Source organism: Flagellimonas onchidii (assembly GCF_004804315.1).
Taxonomy (GTDB): Bacteria; Bacteroidota; Bacteroidia; order Flavobacteriales; family Flavobacteriaceae; genus Flagellimonas; species Flagellimonas onchidii.
Genome location: NZ_SRXX01000003.1, coordinates 1 through 23,495, shown reverse-complemented (window position 1 = coordinate 23,495; position 23,495 = coordinate 1). Strand labels below are relative to the sequence as shown.

Annotated in this window: 25 protein-coding genes; 6 read left to right on the top strand and 19 right to left on the bottom strand. The window is 38.6% G+C overall.

Annotation, left to right across the window (positions count from 1 at the left end):
• Positions 1-27 precede the first annotated feature (27 nt).
• From E4661_RS03950 to E4661_RS03885, 16 genes are all read right to left on the bottom strand, one after another.
• Positions 28-1,971, bottom strand: coding sequence for a coiled-coil domain-containing protein (locus E4661_RS03950; protein WP_136465524.1), 1,944 nt, complete (start codon positions 1,969-1,971; stop codon positions 28-30).
• The gene (locus tag E4661_RS19025) at positions 1,950-2,108 is read right to left on the bottom strand and encodes a hypothetical protein (RefSeq protein WP_168796324.1); all 159 of its coding nucleotides are present in this window, start codon (positions 2,106-2,108) and stop codon (positions 1,950-1,952) included. The genes E4661_RS03950 and E4661_RS19025 overlap by 22 nt, the downstream gene beginning before the upstream one ends.
• Entirely contained in the window at positions 2,108-4,450 is a 2,343-nt protein-coding gene (locus tag E4661_RS03945; RefSeq protein WP_136465523.1) for a hypothetical protein, read from the bottom strand. The genes E4661_RS19025 and E4661_RS03945 overlap by 1 nt, the downstream gene beginning before the upstream one ends.
• On the bottom strand, positions 4,450-5,478 hold the full coding sequence (locus tag E4661_RS03940; RefSeq protein WP_136465522.1) for a hypothetical protein: 1,029 nt from the start codon (positions 5,476-5,478) through the stop codon (positions 4,450-4,452). The genes E4661_RS03945 and E4661_RS03940 overlap by 1 nt, the downstream gene beginning before the upstream one ends.
• Entirely contained in the window at positions 5,475-5,984 is a 510-nt protein-coding gene (locus E4661_RS03935) for a hypothetical protein (RefSeq protein ID WP_136465521.1), read from the bottom strand. The genes E4661_RS03940 and E4661_RS03935 overlap by 4 nt, the downstream gene beginning before the upstream one ends.
• Positions 5,978-6,427, bottom strand: a complete 450-nt coding sequence (locus E4661_RS03930; protein WP_136465520.1) for a hypothetical protein — start codon at positions 6,425-6,427, stop codon at positions 5,978-5,980. The genes E4661_RS03935 and E4661_RS03930 overlap by 7 nt, the downstream gene beginning before the upstream one ends.
• Before the next feature lie 49 nt (positions 6,428-6,476).
• On the bottom strand, positions 6,477-7,172 hold the full coding sequence (locus tag E4661_RS03925) for a hypothetical protein (RefSeq protein WP_136465519.1): 696 nt from the start codon (positions 7,170-7,172) through the stop codon (positions 6,477-6,479).
• 37 nt (positions 7,173-7,209) lie between these two features.
• Complete coding sequence (locus E4661_RS03920; protein WP_136465518.1) at positions 7,210-8,499, bottom strand: terminase large subunit domain-containing protein; 1,290 nt, start codon at positions 8,497-8,499, stop codon at positions 7,210-7,212.
• Positions 8,499-8,942 carry a terminase small subunit gene (locus E4661_RS03915; RefSeq protein ID WP_136465517.1) on the bottom strand — a complete coding sequence of 148 codons (444 nt, stop codon included), beginning with the start codon at positions 8,940-8,942 and terminating at the stop codon, positions 8,499-8,501. The genes E4661_RS03920 and E4661_RS03915 overlap by 1 nt, the downstream gene beginning before the upstream one ends.
• Positions 8,943-8,959: 17 nt before the next feature.
• Positions 8,960-9,490, bottom strand: a complete 531-nt coding sequence (locus tag E4661_RS03910; protein ID WP_136465516.1) for a hypothetical protein — start codon at positions 9,488-9,490, stop codon at positions 8,960-8,962.
• Positions 9,490-10,002, bottom strand: a complete 513-nt coding sequence (locus E4661_RS03905; protein ID WP_136465515.1) for a sigma-70 family RNA polymerase sigma factor — start codon at positions 10,000-10,002, stop codon at positions 9,490-9,492. The genes E4661_RS03910 and E4661_RS03905 overlap by 1 nt, the downstream gene beginning before the upstream one ends.
• Before the next feature lie 94 nt (positions 10,003-10,096).
• Positions 10,097-10,234, bottom strand: a complete 138-nt coding sequence (locus E4661_RS19020; RefSeq protein WP_168796323.1) for a hypothetical protein — start codon at positions 10,232-10,234, stop codon at positions 10,097-10,099.
• Between the two features lie 17 nt (positions 10,235-10,251).
• Entirely contained in the window at positions 10,252-10,509 is a 258-nt protein-coding gene (locus E4661_RS03900) for a hypothetical protein (protein WP_136465514.1), read from the bottom strand.
• Positions 10,510-10,830, bottom strand: a complete 321-nt coding sequence (locus E4661_RS03895; RefSeq protein ID WP_136465513.1) for a hypothetical protein — start codon at positions 10,828-10,830, stop codon at positions 10,510-10,512.
• Positions 10,827-11,810 (bottom strand): GIY-YIG nuclease family protein, encoded by a 984-nt coding sequence (locus E4661_RS03890; protein ID WP_136465512.1) that lies wholly within the window; start codon positions 11,808-11,810, stop codon positions 10,827-10,829. The genes E4661_RS03895 and E4661_RS03890 overlap by 4 nt, the downstream gene beginning before the upstream one ends.
• 25 nt (positions 11,811-11,835) lie before the next feature.
• The gene (locus E4661_RS03885) at positions 11,836-13,218 is read right to left on the bottom strand and encodes a hypothetical protein (RefSeq protein WP_136465511.1); all 1,383 of its coding nucleotides are present in this window, start codon (positions 13,216-13,218) and stop codon (positions 11,836-11,838) included.
• Positions 13,219-13,945: 727 nt separating this feature from the next.
• On the opposite strand from E4661_RS03885, the gene E4661_RS03880 reads away from it, so the two are divergent.
• The gene (locus E4661_RS03880) at positions 13,946-14,503 is read left to right on the top strand and encodes a helix-turn-helix domain-containing protein (protein ID WP_136465510.1); all 558 of its coding nucleotides are present in this window, start codon (positions 13,946-13,948) and stop codon (positions 14,501-14,503) included.
• Between the two features lie 36 nt (positions 14,504-14,539).
• Positions 14,540-15,589, top strand: coding sequence for a hypothetical protein (locus tag E4661_RS03875; protein ID WP_136465509.1), 1,050 nt, complete (start codon positions 14,540-14,542; stop codon positions 15,587-15,589).
• A 75-nt stretch (positions 15,590-15,664) separates the two neighbouring features.
• Here the strand turns inward: E4661_RS03875 and E4661_RS03870 are convergent, their stop codons facing one another.
• Complete coding sequence (locus E4661_RS03870; RefSeq protein ID WP_136465508.1) at positions 15,665-16,009, bottom strand: hypothetical protein; 345 nt, start codon at positions 16,007-16,009, stop codon at positions 15,665-15,667.
• Positions 16,010-16,013: 4 nt separating this feature from the next.
• On the bottom strand, positions 16,014-17,213 hold the full coding sequence (locus tag E4661_RS03865; protein WP_136465507.1) for a DUF6973 domain-containing protein: 1,200 nt from the start codon (positions 17,211-17,213) through the stop codon (positions 16,014-16,016).
• 303 nt (positions 17,214-17,516) lie between these two features.
• Here E4661_RS03865 and E4661_RS03860 point away from each other — a divergent pair, with 303 nt between their 5' ends.
• Positions 17,517-17,978 carry a hypothetical protein gene (locus tag E4661_RS03860; protein WP_136465506.1) on the top strand — a complete coding sequence of 154 codons (462 nt, stop codon included), beginning with the start codon at positions 17,517-17,519 and terminating at the stop codon, positions 17,976-17,978.
• A 552-nt stretch (positions 17,979-18,530) separates the two neighbouring features.
• On the opposite strand, the gene E4661_RS03855 is transcribed toward E4661_RS03860, so the two are convergent.
• Positions 18,531-20,270, bottom strand: a complete 1,740-nt coding sequence (locus E4661_RS03855) for a recombinase family protein (protein WP_136465505.1) — start codon at positions 20,268-20,270, stop codon at positions 18,531-18,533.
• Between the two features lie 116 nt (positions 20,271-20,386).
• Here E4661_RS03855 and E4661_RS03850 point away from each other — a divergent pair, with 116 nt between their 5' ends.
• From E4661_RS03850 to purB, 3 genes are read left to right on the top strand one after another with little or no spacing between them, the layout of a single operon-like run.
• Positions 20,387-21,049, top strand: a complete 663-nt coding sequence (locus tag E4661_RS03850) for an SIR2 family NAD-dependent protein deacylase (protein WP_136465775.1) — start codon at positions 20,387-20,389, stop codon at positions 21,047-21,049.
• Positions 21,050-21,052: 3 nt separating this feature from the next.
• A complete protein-coding gene (locus E4661_RS03845) occupies positions 21,053-21,625 on the top strand; it encodes an adenylosuccinate lyase (RefSeq protein WP_136465504.1) in 573 nt (190 codons plus the stop codon).
• A 46-nt stretch (positions 21,626-21,671) separates the two neighbouring features.
• Positions 21,672-23,015 carry an adenylosuccinate lyase gene (purB, locus tag E4661_RS03840; protein WP_136465503.1) on the top strand — a complete coding sequence of 448 codons (1,344 nt, stop codon included), beginning with the start codon at positions 21,672-21,674 and terminating at the stop codon, positions 23,013-23,015.
• The last annotated feature ends 480 nt before the right edge of the window (positions 23,016-23,495 follow it).

Below are 23,495 nucleotides of genomic sequence, written 5' to 3'. Positions count from 1 at the left end.
AGAAAACCCCTAAAAGTGGGGACTGCCTTATCCAAGGGTTGCCGTAGCTTCGATATTCCTGTCCAGTTCTTGATTTGTGGATACATCTTTTGAAACAACATAGGCTTTAATCGGTTGACCATTCTGTTGGTTCAGGGATTGGGCAACTTGGTTTAGCCCACCTTGTCCGATTAGGTTGAATGAAGGTGCTGTTGGGGCATTTGTACCACCTCCACCAGTAGGGTTGTCCCTTTCAAGACCTCCACCGCCACCACCTAACTTTGATATGGCTTTTGAAGCTGATAGTACGGATGATGCAATGGAAAGACCTGCCGAAGCTGTATTTATTGCAATCCAAGGTTGTCCCCCTGTAAGTGGAGAAGCTGCCAACGCTTTTGCATTTGCTATACCTGTATTTGATATTATTTTGGCTACCGATGCGATTTGCTCGACAACAATACCCGTTATCGCAAGGGCTTTGTTTTCTTCTCCCAATTGTTGAAGGAATTGACCAAATTGGATAGCAAGATTGGCTTGGGCATTTAGGATTTGTGCCTTTGCTTCTTTTTCAGCCAAGGCATTGGCAATCCTTTCTTCGGATTGTTCCTTTTCCAGTTCGGTTTGTAACTTGTCATAGTACTGACGAACCTCTGATTTTTGTTGCTCCGTTGCATTGAGTGCGTCCAGTTCAGCCAATTTACGTTGTTCTTCCAAGTCAAGTTTGGCTTGCTCGTCCTCAGCATCCAAATCCTCAATCTTTTGCTTGAACTCATCCCTGATTGCTTGGATGTCCTCCAATCTTTTAAGTTCAATCTCCTTTTCCTTGGCTGCTTTATCTTCCAAACGTTTTCTTTCCGCTTCATCTGCTGCCAACTGCTGTGCCGTCAATGCGGAAATCTGGGCAGTAAGAGCTTTTTTAAGTGTAAGGGACTTGGTTTCCAATTGGATAACATTTGCCTTTAACTGTGCTTCTTCCTTCAAATCCTCTTTTGTGGATTTTGATAAAGCATTTTCGGCTACTTTGGCATTGTACAACAATTGTGCTGTCTGGATTTCCCTAGCTGTTATAGCTTGTTCAATTGCTGCTGCTTGTTCTAGGAACTTTATACGTTCTTGGGTATTGAATTTCTCCCTGTTGGCTGCTTTATCTCGGAAATTAGCCACATCCCTATCAGCTTTGGCACGTGCTACAATTAATGCCCTTTCCTGTTTCTCGGCTGCTGCTCTTTGGTCGGCTATTTTCTGGGCTTTCTTGGCATCTTCGGCAACTTCCCTACCAAATTCCTTTACTTTTTCAATGGCTGCGTTAAAACCGTTTACAATTTCTTGGTTACGGGCTTTGATGACCTCCGTAGCTTTGATTACTTCTTCCTGTACCTCTTTCAGTTCGGTCTTTAATTGCTCGGCTTCTTCGGCATCTCCCGTAAACTCGTTCCACTTGACACGCATCTTTAAGATACCTGCCTCAACACCACCAGATAGGATAGTCCATGCAGAAGAAAATCGGTCAATCATTTGCTTTTTGATGAACTGGTAACCTTGGTTAAGATTGTTCTTGAAGTTATCCCATGCTTTACCAGGGTTTTCTATTGCAGAAATAGCTTTCTCACCAAAATCGCTGATAATGTCGGTAACGTTACCTAAAACACTACCAATGATACCCATGAGTTTAGCGAACTTGTTTTGTCCTTCCTCCGAAGATTTAAAAGCTGTAATTATACTACCAATAATGGTAGCCAAAAGACCTATCCCAGATGCAGCTATTGCAACACCAATACCCTTGAAGCCTTTGGAAACACCGCCCAAAGTACCTTTGAAGGATTTGAACTTTGATATAGCCCCACCAGTCAGCTTGTCGAGTACCCCAAAAGAACCTTCAAGATTACCTTTTATGTCCTTGGAAGCCTTATTGGTCTCTTTGGAAAGGTCTTTTACGTTCTTTTGTGCCTGTTGGGTCTTTACGTCAATATTTATCGTTTTCTTGATTGCCAAAATATGTGTCTTTTTGCTTGGTTAAGTGCTTGGGTCATTGATTTGGGAATGGCATTTCTGCCCTTGGCTATCTCGATTTCCTCGGATATGCCGTAGAAGTCTTGGGATTGTAGTATTTCAAGTAGAAGTTTCAGCATTATGCACAATTTTGGGTTTCAATAAAACTTGTACCATTCCATCTTCTTACAACAACACCATTGGAGTACCATCCAAGGGTTGCCAGTTCTCCGTCCGAATCCTTATAAAGCTGTGTTGCAGATGCAAAGCTTTCTCCCTGTGGTATTGCATAAGGACGGGTACTAAATGGAACACTCGAACCAAATTCAAGACAACAATCTTGGGCATCTATTACATCATAGGAAAGCATTACGGTATCGGTCAACAATGGATTATCAGATACAAACTGATATATGTCGTTCAACAAATCCAATTGTACTGTACCTGTGGTCAAATTGATTTCCATATTATTGATGATGTACCTAGTGTCCTTAATCAAAAGTCTATCGTTCAGCTTCAATGTCGAAATCAAGTGTTGGGGCAACTTAGCGGTATAACTGTACTTTCTTCGTTTTTGGGAAAATATGTCCGTAACATAATCTTCATAATAAAGCTTGTACAGGCTGTTTTCAATTAGGGTACTATCGTACTCGTCCAGTTCTGTATTAAAGACGGTACTATACTCCTTTGTAGTAAAGTCATTTACATGGGATGGCAAAAATGCCGTAGTGCTTCCCTGTAGTGAATTACTGCTTGTCCGTATGCCTACCGAATTACTAAGCGTAGTCCTTATTGCATAAAACAATAAAGGCTTGGGATTCTTCGGTGATTGGTCTGAACCGATTGCAGTACCATATTGGATATTGGTAAGGTTTCCAGTAGATATATCTGGTAGCCTCTCAAAGACCATGTTACCGAAACCTACTTCAACATTCAAGGGCTTTCCGTCCAGTTTGTTCCCGTTGGCATCTTTTAAAACCGTTTCAAGGTTTCCGTACTGGTAGCCGTTGATTTGGCTGAACTTATCTATCAATATTGTATCATCTTCCTTGAACTTGAAATTAACTTCTGATAGGGTATTTCCCTTGGCTACATCTGATTTTGATATATCGACATATCTTGTAATATCAACAATGCTTCCTTCATCGTACCAGTTGTCCAATGTGTTCACATAAAATGAGGTACTTGAAGTAGGTACAATCACCAAATTGTACATTTTTATCAAACCAGTAAAAAAGTCCTTGACCTTCATAGGGGAAAAGACCTTGGAAATTGAAATATCGCTTGTAGACGAAACCGAAGAAGCGGACAATACTTCTTCCTCAATAGTCACCCAAGTTCCAGACCATTGTTGTTTTCTAATGGTCAATTGTACATCATAGACCATGAAATCTTTGGATTGAAGGTAAAATGAGTACCTTCTGGTGAATGTCCCATCCTCTATGATTCTTGGGATAAATGTTGAATAGGTCGAAGTACCTGTTAGGTTCTCGTTCATCAAATTCAAAGTACCATTTTCGGTATCTTGTCTGAAAGTGCTGTACTCAACATTGTTGTAACTGGATTGTGGCGTAACAATCAACTGTCCTGTAACCCTTTGTGTACCATTGGGTATTCCAGAAAAAGCCGATGAACTCACTAAAGTGGTTTCGTAATAGTCGTCCGTTAGGTTAAAGATGTTATCGCCCGAAACATGGGTAGTAAAATTGATTTTGTTAACGGAAGATTCCTTTACCAATTTGCCTTTACTGTTGGATAACCATAAGTACAAATCATCCAACGGTGCTGTACCAAAGAAATCGTTTGAAAATGTTATGCCATAGGTACTTTGTATCTTATCAAGTATAGCCCTTGCTCTAATTGCTGGTTTGAGTTCCGTCCAGTCAATACCATGCTGTGGCTGTCCATCGTCAAAATGATAAGCAATGTTCAACAAATGTTCAGTATCGGTACTATCACTTGTGCTATCCGTAAAATACCATTGTCTGGTTGCTGAAATGAATGGATAAATTATGTCACGATTATTAAGTCCATTAATCATCCCATTGACAACATTTAAAGAATCATAAGTATGGTCATACTCCGAAAAGTCCAAATCGCTTAATTGGTCATCACCGAACAAATCAGATATGTTTACCAAGTTTCCGAAAAAGGTAATCTTGTAGTTGACTGGTCTGTTGTTCTTTTTGGAAACACTTTCCAATCTAATTTTACCTTCCCTGAAAGGTAGTTTTGAAATCTCTATATGGGATGCCTTTTTGGTTCTGGCATCGAATCCACCATCAATGTCAGCATTGTAAAAATGTTTGAAAATCCTGTTGTTGTTCTGGGTAGCAGGTACTGTGAAGCTTTGGGAGAAATCTGTAAATACCTTGCTGATGTTAGAAAGATTTTGCACCGAAGAATTTACCGTAATGTTTTCATCCTTAAACAAATCAAGACGTTGCCCTTCAATGTATATGTCAATGCTTTTGTTTGCCATTAGATGTTGTTGATTAAATCAAAGCTGTACTTGAATTCGATTTCGTGATTTATTAATTTATCTATGATTCTGCTCTTCCAAGAATATGAGGAAGTCTCGACATTGACAGGGATAGGATTGCCACCATTGACCAAGAAAACATGTTCTGATAATAGAAGCTGTCTTACTGTCTCGTTGTAGCTTTCTGGCAAGAATCCAGAACTTAGTTTTAGGCTCTCCCTGCCATTCTTATTGTAATCCTGATAAGTATGTTTGAACTCGTCATAATTCCCATTTTTAACGAAGTTGTTTTTAAAGCTTTCCTTGGTAATGGACACAGATTCTTTCTTGGTCTTATAGAAAGTGAATATTTCCCATGCCCCGTACTTGTTATGAAAGATTACATCTACTGGGGTATGCTTGCATTCTTCCTGTTTTTGAAGTGTAATTGTATTACCTCCTATTTGAACAATTACCGTGTCATTAAACTGGTTAAGATTGAACCAGACATATTTTAGTTTACTTGTAATATTGGTGCTAGGTGTCTGGCTGTATGGTGTGCCATCAACAATAACATTGGAATAAGTCCCGTCATTGATGAACGGAATGCAAAAGAACCCATTGGCATTTACATAGTAGTAATCATTAGCCAATAGGATTTTATTATCTGGTATGTCTGGGTTTATTCTTTCTTGGAAATACCCGTAACCATCTAATACCAGTTGCTGAAATACTTGTGTGTCACCTGCTGAGCCAATGTAATCCAAGGAATAGTTTAGACTAAGTATGTTGGCAGGGTCTGAATTTAATATGCCGAATGTTGGCGAAAACGGTGGTACATACTCAAACTTATCCCTCAACATATTGGAAATCTCAAAATCCAGATAAGTTGTACCTGCTTGCGGTCTATTCTTGGTTATGGTATAGTCAAGATTTGATAGACTGTTATCTGCTGTGCCAGTCTGTACCTTTAGATTCAAGGTTACTGCTGTTGTAGTCCCTAGGGTTACAGGGGCAGAAATATAGTATGGTGAACGGGTCAAAATCATTTTAAAGTCTGTTTTAAAAACTGTTCTGTATCGAGTGCAAATGCTGCAATTACTTCTTCGGGAAGCTGCTTGAAGTGTTTTTCAAAGGGTTTGGAGAAGAACAGGTTAGATTTAATTCCCTCAAAGAAAATTTTACGGCTAATCAGGAACTGTATGGACTTTCTGGACAAGAATCTTCCTTTGGCATCTTTTGGGGCTATGCCTTTTCTAACAATCCATTTATCGAGTGCCTTTAATGGTGGTCTTTTGTCCTTGTAACTGAAAGGTGAACCATGATTTTTCAGAAAGCCATTTACCCCCTTGTCTTGGTACTCCAAATAATCCTCACCTAAAAAGGAAAGACCAAATGATTTTTTTGAAACCGTCAAATCATAGTCGATTGACTTGGCAAGTTTTCCAGAAGTACTTTTCTTTTGTCTTTTTAACTCCTTCTTGGATTCCCTGACAACCTCTTTACCAAATCTGGTAAGTACCTCTTTTGTTCTTTCTGGGACTACCGTTAGCATACTGATATTTCGGTATTAGGTGTCTCCAATTCAAGTGTCATTTGCCATCCATCCAACAAGTTTTCATGTTGGTATATCCTTGGTTCTGGTGTGGGTTCATTGACTATGGTAACATCATCGCCAAACTTTGTAATCGACTTGTACAACCTGTTCAAAATGGCTAGGGTCGTGTTTAAATTGTCCTGTTTGTTATCATTCCCGACAAATTTGTCAGTCCTTGGGTTTTGGTTGATGTCCCTGATGTCCAAAGCGGTTATCGTAAAGGTGAACGTTATAGTTTGTAAGCCTATCACGGCACTTTCACATAGGATGTCCACGATTGGGTATATGTTCTTTTTGTCCAAATCAAAACTTTCCTCGTCCACGTTGGTAATCGTCTGTACCAATGGGTCAGCTTCCAGTTTGGTTTTAAGTAGGTCTAATACTTGGTAGTAGTTTTTCATCTTCTTTGGGACTGTTTGAATAATTGGGCTTCTGCCTTGGCTTTATCGGCTAGGAAACAAAGGTGAAGGAGGGCTGAATGAAGTTTTTTCCTAGTGATTTCCTTAATTCTGGTAAAATCTCCGTTAGTGAGTGTGATAATGGAGGTGTACCAACCCCATTTTGCTGCGAAATTGTCGTTAATCTCTCCTGAATTTCCTTCGTTTTCGCTGCTTTTAGTGAAGATTTCAGCGTATAGTTCAGTAAGTCGTTGCTTAAAATCCAAAAAAAAAGCATGGAAGAAATGACCGCATCAAGTGGCATACCTGCCAAATCGGGGTTTTCTTCTGCTCTATAGCGTTTTATCTTGTACTTGCTTCCTTTTTCTTTAATGATTGGACGGTACAAAACAGACATTGAAGCCACCATTTTTGACCAATCACCAAGGGAATTGTCCAAATCGATGTACTCCCCAAGGCTCATTTTGCCCAAATCGGGTATAAAACCATACTGAACACCGTTCAACTCAAACTTTTGCACCAATTTTGGTTCTTGTTCAAGGGTCTGGGCTATTGTGTTGGTAATCTCATTGAAATCACCCAACGAAATCTGGTCAATATCTTTAAGAGGTACATTACAGAAGATTTGTACCATTTTTTGACGGATGAAGGTTTCATCTTCATTGCCCTCGACAACTCGAAGGAATTTTTGGTACTGTTCAAGGGTAATGTCCTTTAAATCGGTAGGTACGGTTATGGTCTGTTTCATAACCGAATAACAAAATGGGGAAGTATTTGGAAGAAAATTAGACTACGGAAATATGGTACTGCCCGTAGTTTGGTTGTAGTTCAAAGTAAAATCTTAACATAAAACTATCCAGTATATCAGGAGACCTGTTAATTAACTTTTTGATTTCAGATTTACCCATAAATTTTACCTTTTGGGTGTCCAGAATCCTGTCAAACTTGACTTGTTGAAGTTCTTCGATAAGATTTTCTTGTAATTCGTGTGGTAAGTCTGCTGCAACACGGTTTTCATTAACCATTTGCATCATTTTATATAGGCATTCATCTTTAAGACTGGCAAAATTTTGATGTTGACCACCTCTTTTTGTTGGTCTTGCATTATTGATGAATCCCCTACAATTAAGGGCATCAACAAAGAAGCCACCAATACCGTTCTCATCTGCAATTGTATTGGTACTGTTGATGTTATATTTTGTTCTTAGTGTCTGAATTTTGGACACCTGTTCTTGTAGCGTACCTTTTTCAATCACCAAGGAATCAATGACCCTTAGTCCACTCCAAACAAGTGCAATTGTTCTGTCCGCACCTGCCCTAGCCACGTCTATGGTTAAATATTTTATACCATCTTCAACATAATTAGTAAAAAGCTTTTGGATGCTTTCATCTGCAATAAGTTGGCTTGTATTATCTGCTGCGATACCCAAGAATAGTTCTTGGAACTCTGCTTTGGAATAGTCTTTTTTAGCCTGTTCGATGGTCTCCATTGTCAAAAGACCTGCCTTAACGCCATCGTAACAATCAATTTTAAAGTACTCGTAGTTAGGTTCATCTTCTGATTTAGCCCTTTCGATTATTTCATTTACCCATCCGTGCGGTACATAGTTCCCTATCAGAATGGCAGGGGCTTGTGTATAGATAAGGGTACTACGTATAGCGTTCCATGCACTTTTCTTGGAAACTCTTGAAAATTCATCAAAAACCAAGGCTTGGGTATCAAAACCGTACAAACTTTGTTCGTTATCTGCTGAAAGAAACCTGATTACCGCACCGTTAGGGCAAGTAATGGTCAATTGGGTTTCATTGCACTTGTAGGCTTTCGACCCTGCAAGTCCGTATTCGTGTTTATACCTGTCGAAAGCGTTTTTAGCAGTCGAGTAAACAGGGGCTAACCAGAAATAGTTATCACCTGCTTTGGCTTCTGGTCTATGTGCCATCATAAAGAGCCACCACATACCCAAAAAAGTCTTTCCTATCTTGGTACTGGCAATTACTACACGGAATTGGGCTTTGGAATCAATTATGTCTTGTTGGTAGTAGGTAAGTTCAGGTGATTCAATTTCAACCTGCATTATTTAATGCTGATTTTTACCTTTTCTTCGGTCTTGACTTCCTGCTTTTCAGCCAATCCAAGGATTCTTGTAATAATGTTCTTTTCAAAAATATGTGTTGCCCCACCATTAAACTGGTCGGCTTGGCATTCTGCAACAATTTTTTGGGCGATGTCGTCAAATTCTTCGTACATACCCTTCGTATTATAGATATAATCCTTTACGTGTCGAATAATATTCTTTTCGGATAAGTACCCCCTAAACCCCATTATGGACAATGGGATTTCCCTTTTCAGTTCAACTACCTTATCCAATTTCGGATTATAGTGTTCAACTATTTTAGGATTTTCCTTGACCCACTTTTTGTACTCTTCAAAATATTGGTATAGTTTCTTTGGGGTAAGTATTTTTTTACTGCCCCTCCATTGACCTGTTTTTGGGTCTCTTATAGGTTCGTTCAGCATGATAGGTTAAGTTTGGGTTAGTTTTGGTAGGTATTGTATGCATTGTCGAGCATCGAGATATACTTCGTCCATACTCCTGAATTACAGCGTGAACATGGAGCAACTGCCATATTTAGAATGTCTCGTAAAAGCTTAACAATAGTTTTTTGTTGGTCTGGTGTAACTTTTCTGGTTTCTTTAATCGCTTCGGAAGTCTCGCCCCACAATCGGTACTGTTCCTCTGTAAAACAATTGGGCTTCATACGGGGAAAGAGTTTGTTTAGCACCTCTTTTCTTTTGGTGCATCCACAATCCCGTCCGTCCGTAAAGAACTCGACAACTTTTTTGATTCCAGTTGCCTCCGTAATCTTTTCGATGTCATCACCCAAGCCTTTGGAAATCTTTTTAGGCTTGTAATTGTTGTTCAAATTTCCTTGGGTAGTAAATTGTTGGTCTCCGATTTGGTACAGACCGTCACCGATTACTTGTACCTCTGTTCCTTCTTCATATTCAAAGGTTTCAAGAATTGCTTTGATGTTCTTTTCGTTATTGGTCGGATGTTTCGCCATTATGCTATGTTTTGGTATTGGGCTTTCAGTTTGTCCAAAGCCCTGTTCTTGTACATTCTTAATCTGTCCCTGCAAACTCCCGTCTCTTCTTGGATTTGCCTTTGTGTCTTTTCTTGGTGCTGTAACAGAACTTCCCTTTCTAGGTACGGGACTTTTTTTAAGCGTTTTTGCAGGGTCTTTATGGATTTTTCATCGTCTGTACCCTCTTCAAAATAATCTTGCTGCCAGTCGTCTTTCTGGCTCATTTGCCAGTCCTCAAAATCTTCATAATGAAATTCGTAACGCTTCTTTTTGTGGTCGTTATAGACCATATATTTCAAGAGACGGAAGCAATAACCAACGGTAATCGACTTCAAGGGCTTTAGCTTCTCGTTGGTCAGCCTATCATGTAGTTTCAGGTACATATCCTGAACCAAATCCTTTGACCTCTGTTCGTTGTCATTGGTCAGGAAATTTGCCATCTCGATAAACTTGTCGTGTTTTTTGGCAATAGCCGATAGGTTAGGCTTCATTGGCATAACAATTTTTGATTGATTTTGGAAGAATAAGACCCCAAGGCATTTACACCGTTAGGATACCTTGGGGAATGGTTATGGAAGAAGAATTTTAATTCAGAATGAAATTATCGGCTTTGATAATTGTTGTACCGTTTTCAGTAGTCCGAAAGCATTTTTTGATTTCTTGTAGTTCTTGTTTGAGTTCTTGGAAAGCATTAAGGATTTTGGTTAATTCGTATTTGGTCATGGAGTATTGATTTGGGTTTAGTTCAGTCCTGCCATTTGCAGCAGGGTATGTAATTCGTCTTTTGTTCTGAATCTTTCTTTGCGTGTACCTTCAATCGGCTTGCCTTTAAATGCAATGGAAGTGGTACAGTCTGGATGCACGACAATAGAACATCCTATAATGTTCTTAATGGTTGTCAGAAAGCGTTTGAAGTTCTGTTGGAATGAAAGTAAGTTCAGCACCTGTTCGTTGTTCTCAAAGCTTTCTAGCTTGTCAATGGGTCTTATTTGGGTCATTTAAAATTGTATTTTACGTTTTCTTCGGTGTCTCTTGTTCTTGGGTGTGGTATCTTCTTTCAGGACATATTTTTGGTATAACCTATTTCTCGATTTAGCCACGATATGCCCATTTTTTCTTAGTATCACATTTTTTCCATCTTGGACAAGGTTACGGGGTTCTTTTTTGGAAACCACCACATTTTCATCAAGTAGGTTACCATCTTCATCATAGTACCTAATTATTGCTTTTCTAATACTGCCCTTTCTCCTGACCTCTTTATTTTCGTTCATTTCAAAAAGGGGAAAATCAGGTGAGAGACTGTACCATTTGTCACTCATGCCAATACTTTTTTTGTTTCTGTCGCTGTCCAACCCTTGCACATCTTGCCGTGCTTTGTCATATAGCACATTATGGAATAGCTCAACCCATATTTTTTTCTCATATACTTGGTGGATTTGTCATACTCAACAGTACCGTCCGTATGGCGAAAGGTATAGGTCTTTGGCAAGTTGTCGGGGTCTGTTGTCCATCCTCCCGTAGTCTTTAGGTTTTGCTTATGATACTCACATATATTGGCTCTCTTGATACCAGTAAGCAATGAAAATTCACCATCGGTAACATTCTGTACAACCTTACCGTTCCAATGATACCATGTACGCTTAATTGGCATTGCGCTCTTGTCAATGTACCATCCGAACATACTACGGCTAGTTTCATTTACCAGTACATTGAAATTGATTTCCTTACCGTACCTTTTTCGCATCTCGGCACACGATTTGTTTTCTTCTATACGTCCGTCAATATGATAGAAAGTGTAGGTTTTTGGGAAATCCTCCATACTCATTGCCCATTTCTTTCCAATGGTCTTTCTGCTGTATTTATCGTTGACCAACTTGTTCACTTTCTTGACATCTAAATTGTGGGCTTTTCTAAAATCACATTGTGTACCTGTAAAGGTGCTGCCATCGATATTGTAAAAAGTGTATATCGTCTTGTCGGCTGCTGGGTGGTCGTTGCCCTCTACAAATTCAAGACCTCCCAATCGTAAATTGTACCCATTGTGAAAAGTGTCCAGTTCTGCTATCCAATGAATTTCCCTGGCATACATTTCATTTTCTCGTACAGTTTCCAGTATCCTGAACTCCCAACACTCTATAGGTGTGGTCTTGGTATCTTCCAAGATTTGTTTGTTACGGTGGTTTCCATTGGCAATACTTGTTAAATGGTGCTTTTTTCTTTCTTCAAAATCTGTGGTACATCCGATATATCCTTTTTCCTTTTCGGTGTTCCACAATAAATAAATCTTTGCTTCTTCCATGTTATTAAGATTTGGGGTTATTTAATTAAGCTGCTGTGTTTATTACATACTCTGTTTTGATTCTGCCATTAAAGCGCATTCTATCGAAGTGTTTCCTGATGGTCTTTTCTACCACATCGTGGTACTTATGGTGGTAACTGATGCTATCATGCTTGGTAAAGCAAATCACGTCCTGTCCGATAAGGTCATAGTAAATACCATCAATGAACAGTTTGGATTCCAACTTTTGGAGTTCCACCGCTACGGCTTCCTTACCTTTTTCCTGTTTCTGTTCCCTGATGTAATCATAGACCGCAGGGAACTGTTCCATAAACTCGGCTAGGATAGTGTTGTTCTTCGGTGCTTTTTCAGGGGACTTGCCAAAAAGAACCTTGAACATCAGTTTTTTTGTGGCTGCCCTGTCATCTCCAAAATCATCATAAAATTTTCCGCTTTCCGTCAATTCTATAAAATTGCTTACACCCTCTCCTTCAACTTCTTTGGTCTTTAGGATATGACCCAACAAAGTAGGCTGACTGTTCATTAAATCGCTCTCCCCGTAACCGTTGGTCAAAAGAATGATGTCGTAAAGGGGTTTGGCTAGGTTCGTAAAGTTTGTATCCAAACGGTTGTTGGTCTCATTACGCTTTGCATAAAGGGTCTTTACGGTCAAATTATCGACTGCTTGCTTCCAAGATTTCCCAACATAGTCCTTCTGTCTTGCAACAAAGAAGTCTAGGTCGGCAATGATTATACCGTAACCTGTATCTATCAAAGTCTTTCCATTAGACCTAGCTTCGTCTAAAGCTTGTTTTTTGGTCAGTACCCCGATTTTATCATATTGACCATCATCCCACAATTCCCTGACCGTTACTTCCTTGTACGGGAATTTTACCTCATTATCTATTTTATAATGTTGAACCGTAATAAATTCAACCTCTTTTTCAATACGCCTATAAAGCTTGGGGAATGGAATGGTAAGGGTGCGGAAGTTATTTGTAAAGGTTTCAAGTTCGGCAACATCTTGGGGCTTCTCCCCCCTTACCTTATAATGGAACGGTACTTTAGTCCAATCACCCTGTAACCATTTTGAACTGATACGATAGCCCAAGGAAACGCCCTTGCCCGTATCTTCATCACAATCAATAATGTGGTTATGTCCCAACCAATCTATGACCTTGTACGGCTCTTTACCCAATGACTTTTCTAAGTATTGCTTGGAAAGCTTTTTATAACTGTAAAAACCGTCCTCTTTCTCCTTACGGTTACTTTGGATAATGTACAGGGCTTTGAGCAACTTACATCGGTCAATGGGTTGCACGGCATTTGTCGGGTCGATGAGTTTCTTCCCCTTACGTTGACAGCCATTAAGGTAGTCCACCAACTTGTTGGGCAATAGAATATTTCTATAAACGGGATTACTTGCCATACGGTCATAGTTTATACCGATGGCATTTGGAAAGAAATAATTACCTTTGTGGTCTCACTTACAAAAAGAATTATTCTTATCCCTGCCTTTTCGGTGGGGTTTCTTTTATCCTATAAAATGTGTTTCGGGAAATCTTCGACTTGGGACAAGAAGTGCATTTCAACGATTACAAAATTACAAATAATATCCGAGAATTCAAAATATATCTACTGATAGTTTATTTCATCGATTAGCCCTTGTTATCATTGACTTCACAGAGGTTGAACCTATGTATTATAGGTCTATTTCGGCTAATCGAATGTTAAAATATAGTGCATTTCAACGAATATATTTGTTTATTTGTATTTTTTAACAGTACAAATATAATCTAAACTGGCATACAAAGCAATTCGGTCACATCAGAAATGACCAAAACGGAACGGCAGTAGGAAAATCGACAAAAAAAAACCCTATATACTCTCTTCTAACCTTATATCTATCTACTCTACCATATCAATCAATAACAAATAATAATCTATTTAATCTCTTGTGTAGTGGTGACCTTTTTTTTGTTAAGTACCTGATTATCAGACCTAACTTTTTTGATGCCTTTGGTGTGAATATTAGGGGGACATGTTCCTTTCAACGATGAAACCACATCAAAATATGTCGTTCATCGAAATGTTTTAAAAAACTTTCACATATAAAAGTTTTATTTATACATTTGCCCTGTAACATTCAAACAAAAATGAGCGAACAGGAACTACATGCAATATTGGTAACGGTCATCAAGTCAGAAATGAAGGTGCAGGGGATGAAGCAGAAGGAAGTTGCCGTGCAGGTTGGGGTAAGTGAATCCACACTTATCAGGAACCTAAAGGGCAAATCCGATTGGTCGGTACTTACTTTGTTGAGATTGATAGAACTGATTGGGGCTGAAAACTTCATAGGTACGTTTACCGATTACCTTGACAAATCAAATACACTTGTTGAGTACCTTCCTTTCTTGAAAGCAGGGGGTGTTACTTGTGCAATTCTGGTGGAGAACGGAAAGCACGTTTTGGCAACAGTTGCGGTCAGCAAAGAAGAAAGTACCATTTACCACATACTTTCAAAAGACGTTATAACGTTCTATGAAGGGACTTTGAAAGATTTGGTACACGAACATACCAAAACAAAGAAAATCAACCTTACAAAAGACCTTAACGTCTATAATATGCACTTGGGTATGGCAGGTGCGCAAGGTGGGGCTATGCCCAGATTGACAATAAAAAGAATAACAGAAATAAAAGGTACAACCCTCTAGTACCGTTTTTTAGAGGGGTCTCAAAATCTTAAAACAATGGAAAGAAATCTTAGCAAAGCCGAAAAGGAACATATCAAAAAAGAATCCGAAAGAATCTACAACCACGTAAAGAAGTTCTTTGATAAGCACGATGGCGAAGTGGAAGGTTACACAATTGATAATGCCCCAACATTGGTTGGGATGTACCTCAAAGTTGACCGTAACTTCAAAACTGAATACAGTGGTACAATCTATAAAGCCTTTTTGGACAAAGAGTACATCACAAAAAAACTTACGAAGGATTTTAAAGAAAGGGATTATGTCATTGAATGCCTACATAAACTTTACGATGAAACGTCATTTACCACTAGGGATAAACATTGGGTAAGGTCAAGATTGGACGATAAGTTCAATATCAAAGATGCGGAGCTGACCAATATCCTTCCACAATTCGTAAAAGAAAAGGAAATTGAAGTGGAAGCACGGAAGGAAAAAGAACGTGAAGAAAAGAAGCGTTTTGAATCAAAAGCAGAAAGTTATAGAACCGCTTTGGAAATTGCCAAAACTGAAAACGATGCCGAACTTGTCGAGTTGCTCCAAGAAAGAGTAAATCAAATCCTTAAAATCGAGTTAGAAGAAGTTTTCAAAAGTGGATGGGAATTTGAAATTAATCTTCTGGATTTTTTCAATACTGATAAAGAGGGACTTATTAATATACTCTACAAAGCTAAATTGAGTGATTTAAAAGAGGATAAGGTGATTCAGGAAGCTGTCCATGTCGAACCAGAAGAAACGCCAGTTGAAGCCGTTGTTGAAGTACCTGTTAAAGAAGAAAAAGTTGCGCAAGTTGTCAAGAAGCCCACAAAAAAAAAGAAAAACACGATAAAAAGAAACGGTACAAAAGTAAAGCAGGTCATTGAAGCTGCCCTAAAACAAAAACCAAAGGAAGAATGGTACAACAATGGTAAGATTGTAAAGTCAAAAGTTTATAGGGATTTGGCAGAAGGTGAAAACTTCAAAGCCCAGAACGTAAAGAAAGCCATTGAAAGACACTACCAAGAACCTTTCAATAAGTGGGCAGAACGAAGTCCAATCAAAACGGATTGACCAGTTATTTGAAAAAACAGGCATGAAAAAGGGCTGCATACAGAAGAACAGCCCTTTTGCCCTAATTGGTTTTACTCAGAATATATCACAAGTTATTGTTAGCTCTCCTTTAGTGGCTTCAAAAGGAACAAAGCCAAAACTAACTGGAATTTGCCCATAATAATCCATATCGAATTTCTTGTCAATTTCTCCTTCTAAAATCAACTCAGAGCCATCAAACAGAACTTTGACCTTCCCATTGACACTTCCCTTGACAACCAAAACTTTGTTGGTGTATCCAGTAATTGTATTGGATTTTGGATGGATGGTATCTATAACCTGTTTAGTAACATCTTTTATATCAATACTTCTTTCTTGCTTTGAACATGATAGTATTGAGATTCCTAAAAAAAATATCAGAATAAATTTATTATACTTCATGGGTCTATCTATTTGTTGCGACTAAACTTGAAGAATGTGTAGCTCTGCAATTTGAATCTAAATTGTTAAGTAAACGTAACCTTCCTTGCTTTCGTGCATCTCTAACAGCAATCCCTATTTCCGAAGCACTTTTATTCCTGTTTTCTTCAAAAATCTGTCTCCCAACGTGGTTGTTGAACAAATCCATATCTCTTTCCTTTCGCTGATGAGGATAGATAAATGCCTTTTCCTCATGGGCAGTGGTCAACCTTTGAGTAAGATATGAACCTAGCTTTTGAGATGCGTAAGCATTCCAAAGTGCATGTCGATAAGCATCCGCAACCCCATTGTACAAATCACATCGGTCTTTCGCTATTGACCTAGATACGTTCTGTGCCTGAAAAGCTGCTTTAAGATAGTGTCCTTGCTGAACAGCAGTCAATGTATCAAATATCCTCAATTCCGCTTCGGACATTCGCCCTCTATAGTCTTGGGCAAATCTTTGAAATGCTTTTTCCCGTGCGACAAGAAACATAAACACTGTTTGATTATTGAGCAAAAAATAAGGTATATGTCCATTCTCAATAACTGTAATAGTAATACCTGATTCTTCTGTATGATTGTTGTAATATGCTGTTAAATTTGTTCCTCCGCAGGTAAACTCTGGACATATACTTGTGGTGGTGGTCGATGCCCTCCCAGTTTTTTCTGTGGTGTGCCGTTCACGAAGTCCCAAAAACACTGCTCCATTTCTGTCGGTTATATAATAGTATTTTCCTTCCTTTGTCTTTCCATTATGCTGGGACACTTCTATGGCATGGACAAAGTAAGTGAATGGTTCTCCATTTATTTCAATATTGTAAGCTGAACTCGCAACACCAGGAAGATTTGTTTCCACTTTGGCAACCGTTATCATAGCTCCATTACTATCCTCTATTAAAACCTGTTCAATGGATGAGATATCAATATCTAGGTCAAGCCCACCTTTTCCACTGCGGTTTTCATAATCTTGATTTATTTCCTTAAAGGTGCTAATTGAGTTCTCCAAATCCACAGATTCAATTTCAGGGTCGAGAGTAGTCAACGAACCCTCAATTGAAAGAACTTCTAAATTATCAAGATTCGAAGCCTCGTTGGTAACATCTAAAGTATCTTGCTTATCGCAACTTGAAAGAATCAACATAGATGTTAAAAGAGTACCCGCAAAGAGTTTTTTGATTTGCATTTAATAAAATTTAAAGGTTAAGAATTATTTATTTCACTATGTAAAATTGTAAAAAAAGACGTTCATGTAAAAGTAAAAAATAACATTTTTTGTAGGATTTTGATTATCAAATAATTACTTGGTTTTAGAGCGTAAGTTTTAATCTGACTGGGAAATATTCCGCAAACCTATAACTAACAAAAGACTAGCTGACCAACTTCTGAACCTGTACAGCCTGAAACTTCTTTCCCCCTACTACTTGGTAAGGAATCCGTTATCGTTTTAATTTTTGGGCTATCTTGCCTATAGAAAATGTTTTGGATTGTGATAAAATTATGGGAGGGGCTTACCCTAACTGGTATTGTAGCTTTTATTATAGCAATTTGGCGATTTGCCCTCTTCTTAAAGGACAGGAGAGAAAAGAAGTTAAAAGAAATGCCTTTGGACGGAGTAAGCTATGAAAGCCTATTTGAAGAGTATAACGATTTGACACCTCTTCAAAAAAAGAAATTTACATCCAGCTATAAAGGGGTTAAAGTCGAATGGCATGTGACCTTCCATACCATAACAAGGACATACCGAATGGGTAGGTTGGTAAGAGTCATGAGTCAGCACGGTTTATTAAACTATGTCATATTCAAAGTCGATTTGAAAAAATTCCCAATAATCAAAAGTGCAAAGGAAGGTGATGCATTTATTGTAACAGGATTGGTTGATAAGGTGGAAGCCCGTACGGTAAATCTTAAACTCATTGATATTAAGAAAAACAAGTCGTTTATGTTTTAACACTTCCCAATCCAAAGACGATAAAAAAGCCTGATTTTGATGATTTCCGCCTATCAATCTGAAAGCCTGTTAACACTTTTTAACAAACATCTTTAAGTTTTAACGATTGCCCCTATTCTACTGGTATTGAAAATCAACTGGTTAAGTTTCTATTTTACATAAACATATTTATAATACAGGGTCTAAAACGTTAACATTTGGGGTCGGTTTCCTCGTGTGTATGTGTGGAACGTTGAATGGGGCTATTTGGTTTATCAATTTCCCCTTCCCCAACGATATAGAACGATGAAGAAAGTTTTTTAATCCATTGATTTTGTTGTGGTTGTGAATCGCTTGGATAAATAGGTCTTTCCTTGTACTTATATAGCCCGTATTGATATAGTCCCCTTATATGTAGTTATGGTATAGGTAGTGGATACTTATTTTATCTTTTATTGGGGTCTCTTGACAAATAGCGCAACTTTTTTCTTTGTTGTACCTAGTTATGTTTGTATAGAGGATTCTTTATTGATTGGGTATATGTTTTTTTGGAATCCTGCGCCCCCTCTGAAATTACAAGGTATATTCCTGCAACCTTTTTTCAATTGCCTTTAAAGTTACGTCCCTGCTTTTTTCGACCCTCTTTAGGTTCATGTATTCAGTACCCCGATGCTTGGCGTTGACGATTTGGATGTTCTTGTCGTCCATTAGGTACAATTCGGGTTCTATGGGCAATCTGTAATGTACTTCGATTTCGTTTACCCTAGCTTCCTTGTTTATGGTGACGATGATGTTCTTGATATACTGACGGATGTTCTTCTGCCTTTCCTCAAAGGGTATTTTCTTTGCATATTCCCCCCGAATGATTTGTTGAAACTTATCCTTTATGGGGTCTTTTCCGTCAATCACCGTGTAAGGTAGTTCATCTGGTTCTATATAATGCTCGTAGAATGGTTCTACTACGTTCTTTTGGATGTTTTCGATTATGTGCTTGTCCCCACTCAACGAATTAAGGCTTTCATTGATGTTGCCTTTCTTGATTTCCAAATCGGTCAGTTGTTCGTTCAACCTTTTGAACTGTCTTTGGTGTCTTTCCTTGGTATATGTGCCATCAGCCAAAAAATCGTCAATCCTGTCTTGGTTGGATTCTACTTTGCCAATTTCGGCTTCGATAGTGTCAAGGCTTTTCTTTAGTTCAGCCCTCTTTTCTTCATAGTCCCCTGAAAAGGATTCTTTGACCGTATCGTACAGCTTTCCGTAGATAAGATGGGTTAGGAAACCATCAAGAACCCTAATAGGTATGTACTTCTGTTCACAGGTGTTTTCTTTGTAGCGTTTAGAGGCACAGGCATAGTAGTTTTCAAGTTTGTGGGAGCGACCCGTTAAGGACTTTCCGCAGCCACATTGAAGTAATGGGGTCAGAAGGTATTTATGTTCGGTATTCTTGCCCCTAAGACTTCCTTTGTTGCGATTGATGAAGGACTTATTGGCTTTTTCCCACTCAACTGGCGGTATGATTATCGGGGCGGGGTAGATTTCATCGTGCCACTTTCTTTCACCTTTGTAGATTGGGTTTCTTAGGATTTGTAGGATTGTCCCGTTAGTCCAAGTTGAATCTGATTTGTTCGACACCCTTGTTTCGTCCCTGCCATTGTGAATGTATTTTTTAGTACCCTCCATTTTGTTGTATCGTGTCGGAACTTCGTTATCAATAAGGTAGTTTCTGATTTCTACCGATGTTTTGCCCTCGTTGATGGCTTTGAATATGTACCTGACAATTTTGGCTTCTTCATCATGTATAACAAGGTTCTTTTCTTTGTCCTTGGTGTAGCCATAGGGCTGAACCCCTCCGTTTACCTTTCCCTGCGACACCTTCAACCTCAATTTGTCCTGAATCTTCAAGGAAGTTAGGTCAACAAAGAATTCATCCGTGGCAGATATGATATTAAATAGTAGTTTGTCCTGTGGGTTGTTCCAGTCAAATTTCCCTGACTTAAAGTACAGTTCGATGTTCTTCTTTTTGACAACCGTTAGAAACTGGAACTTGGTATCATCGTTTCTATATAACCTAGATGAATCATAGGCATATACTGCTTTAATCTTACTGTCCTTATCGTTGATGTCTTGAAGCATCCTTACGAATTCTGGTCGCTTCTTTAGTTCCAATGCACCTGAACCAATTCCCTCGTTATAGATTTCATAGGGTACTCCCAACTTATCAGCCATTTCAATACCAAAAAGTTGTTGTTCCTCCAAAGATGAGGTATTTCTATCCTTGTTTTCCTGTGATTTCCTTGTGTAAATTGCTAACATATCATTACTTTACTTTCAATACTAAAGGGATGAGACCATTTAATATTAGGAGATATATTTGGTAAAGTTAATTAAATTTTTTAATTTTGTTACACACAAATGATCCCTCTGCGGGAATGAGCGCTGAAAGTGGGTTAAGAACCTTTAGGGATGCCAATGGACTGTGGGAAGGCCATGATGTTATGCAAGTAGCTTCTCCTGAAGGTTTCGCCAAGAATCCCGAGTTGGTACTTGAATTTTATAACCAGCGTAGAAGACAATTGCTGGAAGTCGCTCCAAATGAGGGGCATAAAGCCTTGGTGCATCTTGAAAAACATTTTGATGTAAGCATCGTTACCCAAAATGTGGACAATTTACATGAACAGGCAGGCAGCTCGCATGTGGTTCATTTGCACGGGGAATTGTTCAAAATTCGAAGTACAGTCAATGAAAGTTATGTGTTGGAATGGAAAAAAGATTTGGTCTTGGGAGATTTGGATGAGGAAGGAAACCAGATGCGTCCCCATATAGTTTGGTTTGGTGAAATGGTGCCTATGCTCGAAGCTGCCATTGACATTACACGGCAAGCTGATATCCTAATTATTATCGGTACATCAATGCAAGTATACCCTGCAGCCAGTTTAATCAATTTTGCGGCTCACGGAACACCAATTTATTTTATCGACCCGAGGCCAAATATTGCCTCTTCAGAACATAGAAATTTAGAAGTTATAGCCACCACTGCCACTGAAGGGGTGCCGAAATTAGTGTCTCGGTTGCTAAAACAATATAATACCTGATTTGTGACAGAAAATCAATTGCATTTTACCTTAAACTCAAATCGACTTTCAAAAGCACAAATCAATCAATTGGTGGATGAGTTGGTCAATTATCCTGAATTGATAGAAAACTTGCTACAAGAAGTATTTGATGAAGACAAAAAAGATTCGTTCAATGCCAGTTGGACGTTTGACCACTTGATGCGGAAAAAATTAGTTTACCTATTGCCCCATTTCGAGTCTTTTACTCGAGGTCTAGCAGGATTGACATCCGAATCCACCATAAGGCCCATGGCTCATGTATGCGAAATGTCTATGGAAGCCTACTTTAAAACAAAAGACCCCGTTTTTGTCCAAAACATAACTCCAGAACAGTTAGAACGCATACTGACCATATGTTTCGACTGGTTTATTGGGGAACACAAGGTAGCACCTAAAGTATTTTCCATGAGCAGCTTATATTATCTTGGATTCAAATTTGATTGGGTACACCCTGAGCTCAAAATGATTTTGGAACAACAGGCACATGAAGGAACGGCCGCTTATAAGTCAAGGGCTTCAAAAACCTTATCAAAGTTGAGGAAACTGGGCTTTTAAACTCCTTAACTTATAAGTATCTTTGCGCTTTCTTAAAAACCGGGCAATGTCTTTAAACCAACTTAATGCCATCTCTCCTATCGATGGTAGATATCGAAACAAAACAGAAGCTTTAGGAGGTTACTTTTCAGAAGAAGCACTGATAAAGTATCGTGTACAGGTAGAAATCGAATATTTTATTGCCCTTTGCGAGATTCCGCTTCCACAGTTAACCGATTTTGACACTACCCTATTTTCAGAGCTTCAGAAAATCTACCAGGATTTTTCAGCGGAAGATGCCACTGCCATCAAAGACATTGAAAAAACAACCAATCATGATGTAAAGGCTGTCGAATATTTCATCAAACAAAAGTTTGATGCACTTGGTTTACAAAAATATAAGGAGTTTATCCATTTTGGGTTGACCTCCCAAGACATTAACAATACTGCTATTCCCTTGTCGATTAAGGAGGCCATGAACGATGTTTATGTTCCACTTTATTTTGAAGTTTTTGAAAAGCTCAAGGCTCTAGCTTCGGAATGGGCAGAAATTCCCATGTTGGCGAGAACTCATGGTCAACCCGCATCCCCTACTCGATTGGGTAAGGAAATCGATGTTTTTGTGGAACGGTTAAAAGAACAGTTCAATTTATTGAATGATATTCCTAGTGCAGCCAAATTTGGAGGAGCTACTGGAAACTACAACGCACACAAGGTAGCTTATCCTAATATCGATTGGAAAGCCTTTGGGCAGCAATTTGTGCAAGAGAAATTGGGGCTATACCACTCCTTCCCTACCACACAGATTGAACATTACGATCATATGGCCGCCTTGTTCGACTGCTTGAAGCGTATCAATACCATTTATATTGATTTGAACCGGGATATCTGGACCTATATTTCCATGGATTATTTCAAACAGAAAATCAAAAAAGGGGAAGTTGGTTCTTCAGCCATGCCGCACAAGGTAAATCCCATCGATTTTGAGAATTCTGAAGGAAATTTAGGCTTGGCCAATGCCATTTTTGAACATCTATCGGCAAAATTACCGGTTTCAAGGTTGCAGCGCGACCTAACGGACAGCACTGTCCTTAGAAATGTTGGTGTTCCTTTTGCGCATACGCAAGTGGCCTTTTTATCTACCCTTAAAGGATTGAACAAATTGGTACTGAATGCGGAAAAGTTTGAACAAGATCTAGAAGATAATTGGGCCGTAGTGGCAGAAGCCATTCAGACCATATTACGACGTGAAGGTTATCCCAATCCATACGAAGCCCTAAAGGGCTTGACCCGAACCAATGAAAAAATCACTCAAAAATCCATTGCTGATTTTATTGACACCCTTGAGGTCACGGATGCGATAAAAGGGGAGCTTAAAAAAATAACCCCAGCAAATTATACTGGGGTGTAGCGGTAGACATTTCAAATAATTTTTTCCAAGTTTTTTGATTATACTTATCGGTCCGGCTATGAGTAGTTACATGGTTTAACACTTAATTTTGCAAGTACACACCAAACTGAAAATCCTCGCGTATTTTCAGAAATAGGCGAGAGAATAAGGAAATTATTTATATCCAATGTTGGTAGTAGTTAATATTTTAAATAACTTTTGTTTTCACCCCATCTATTTTCTTCATAGATCAAAGCTCCTTTGTCATTGTACTTAAGATTTATCAATATTTTTCCATTGATATCAGTTGAGAATAAATTCCCATCATTATCATAGGTATAGTAAAAGGTTTTGTCAGGATAACTATATTCATGTGTAATAGTTAAGACTTAATCTGACAATCTTAATAAATTAGTTTAACCCTTAAATTAGATTTGTCAGATGAGTACAGAAGAAAAGATCATCAAACCAAAGTTAGGATTATTAGAACTTGCCAAACAA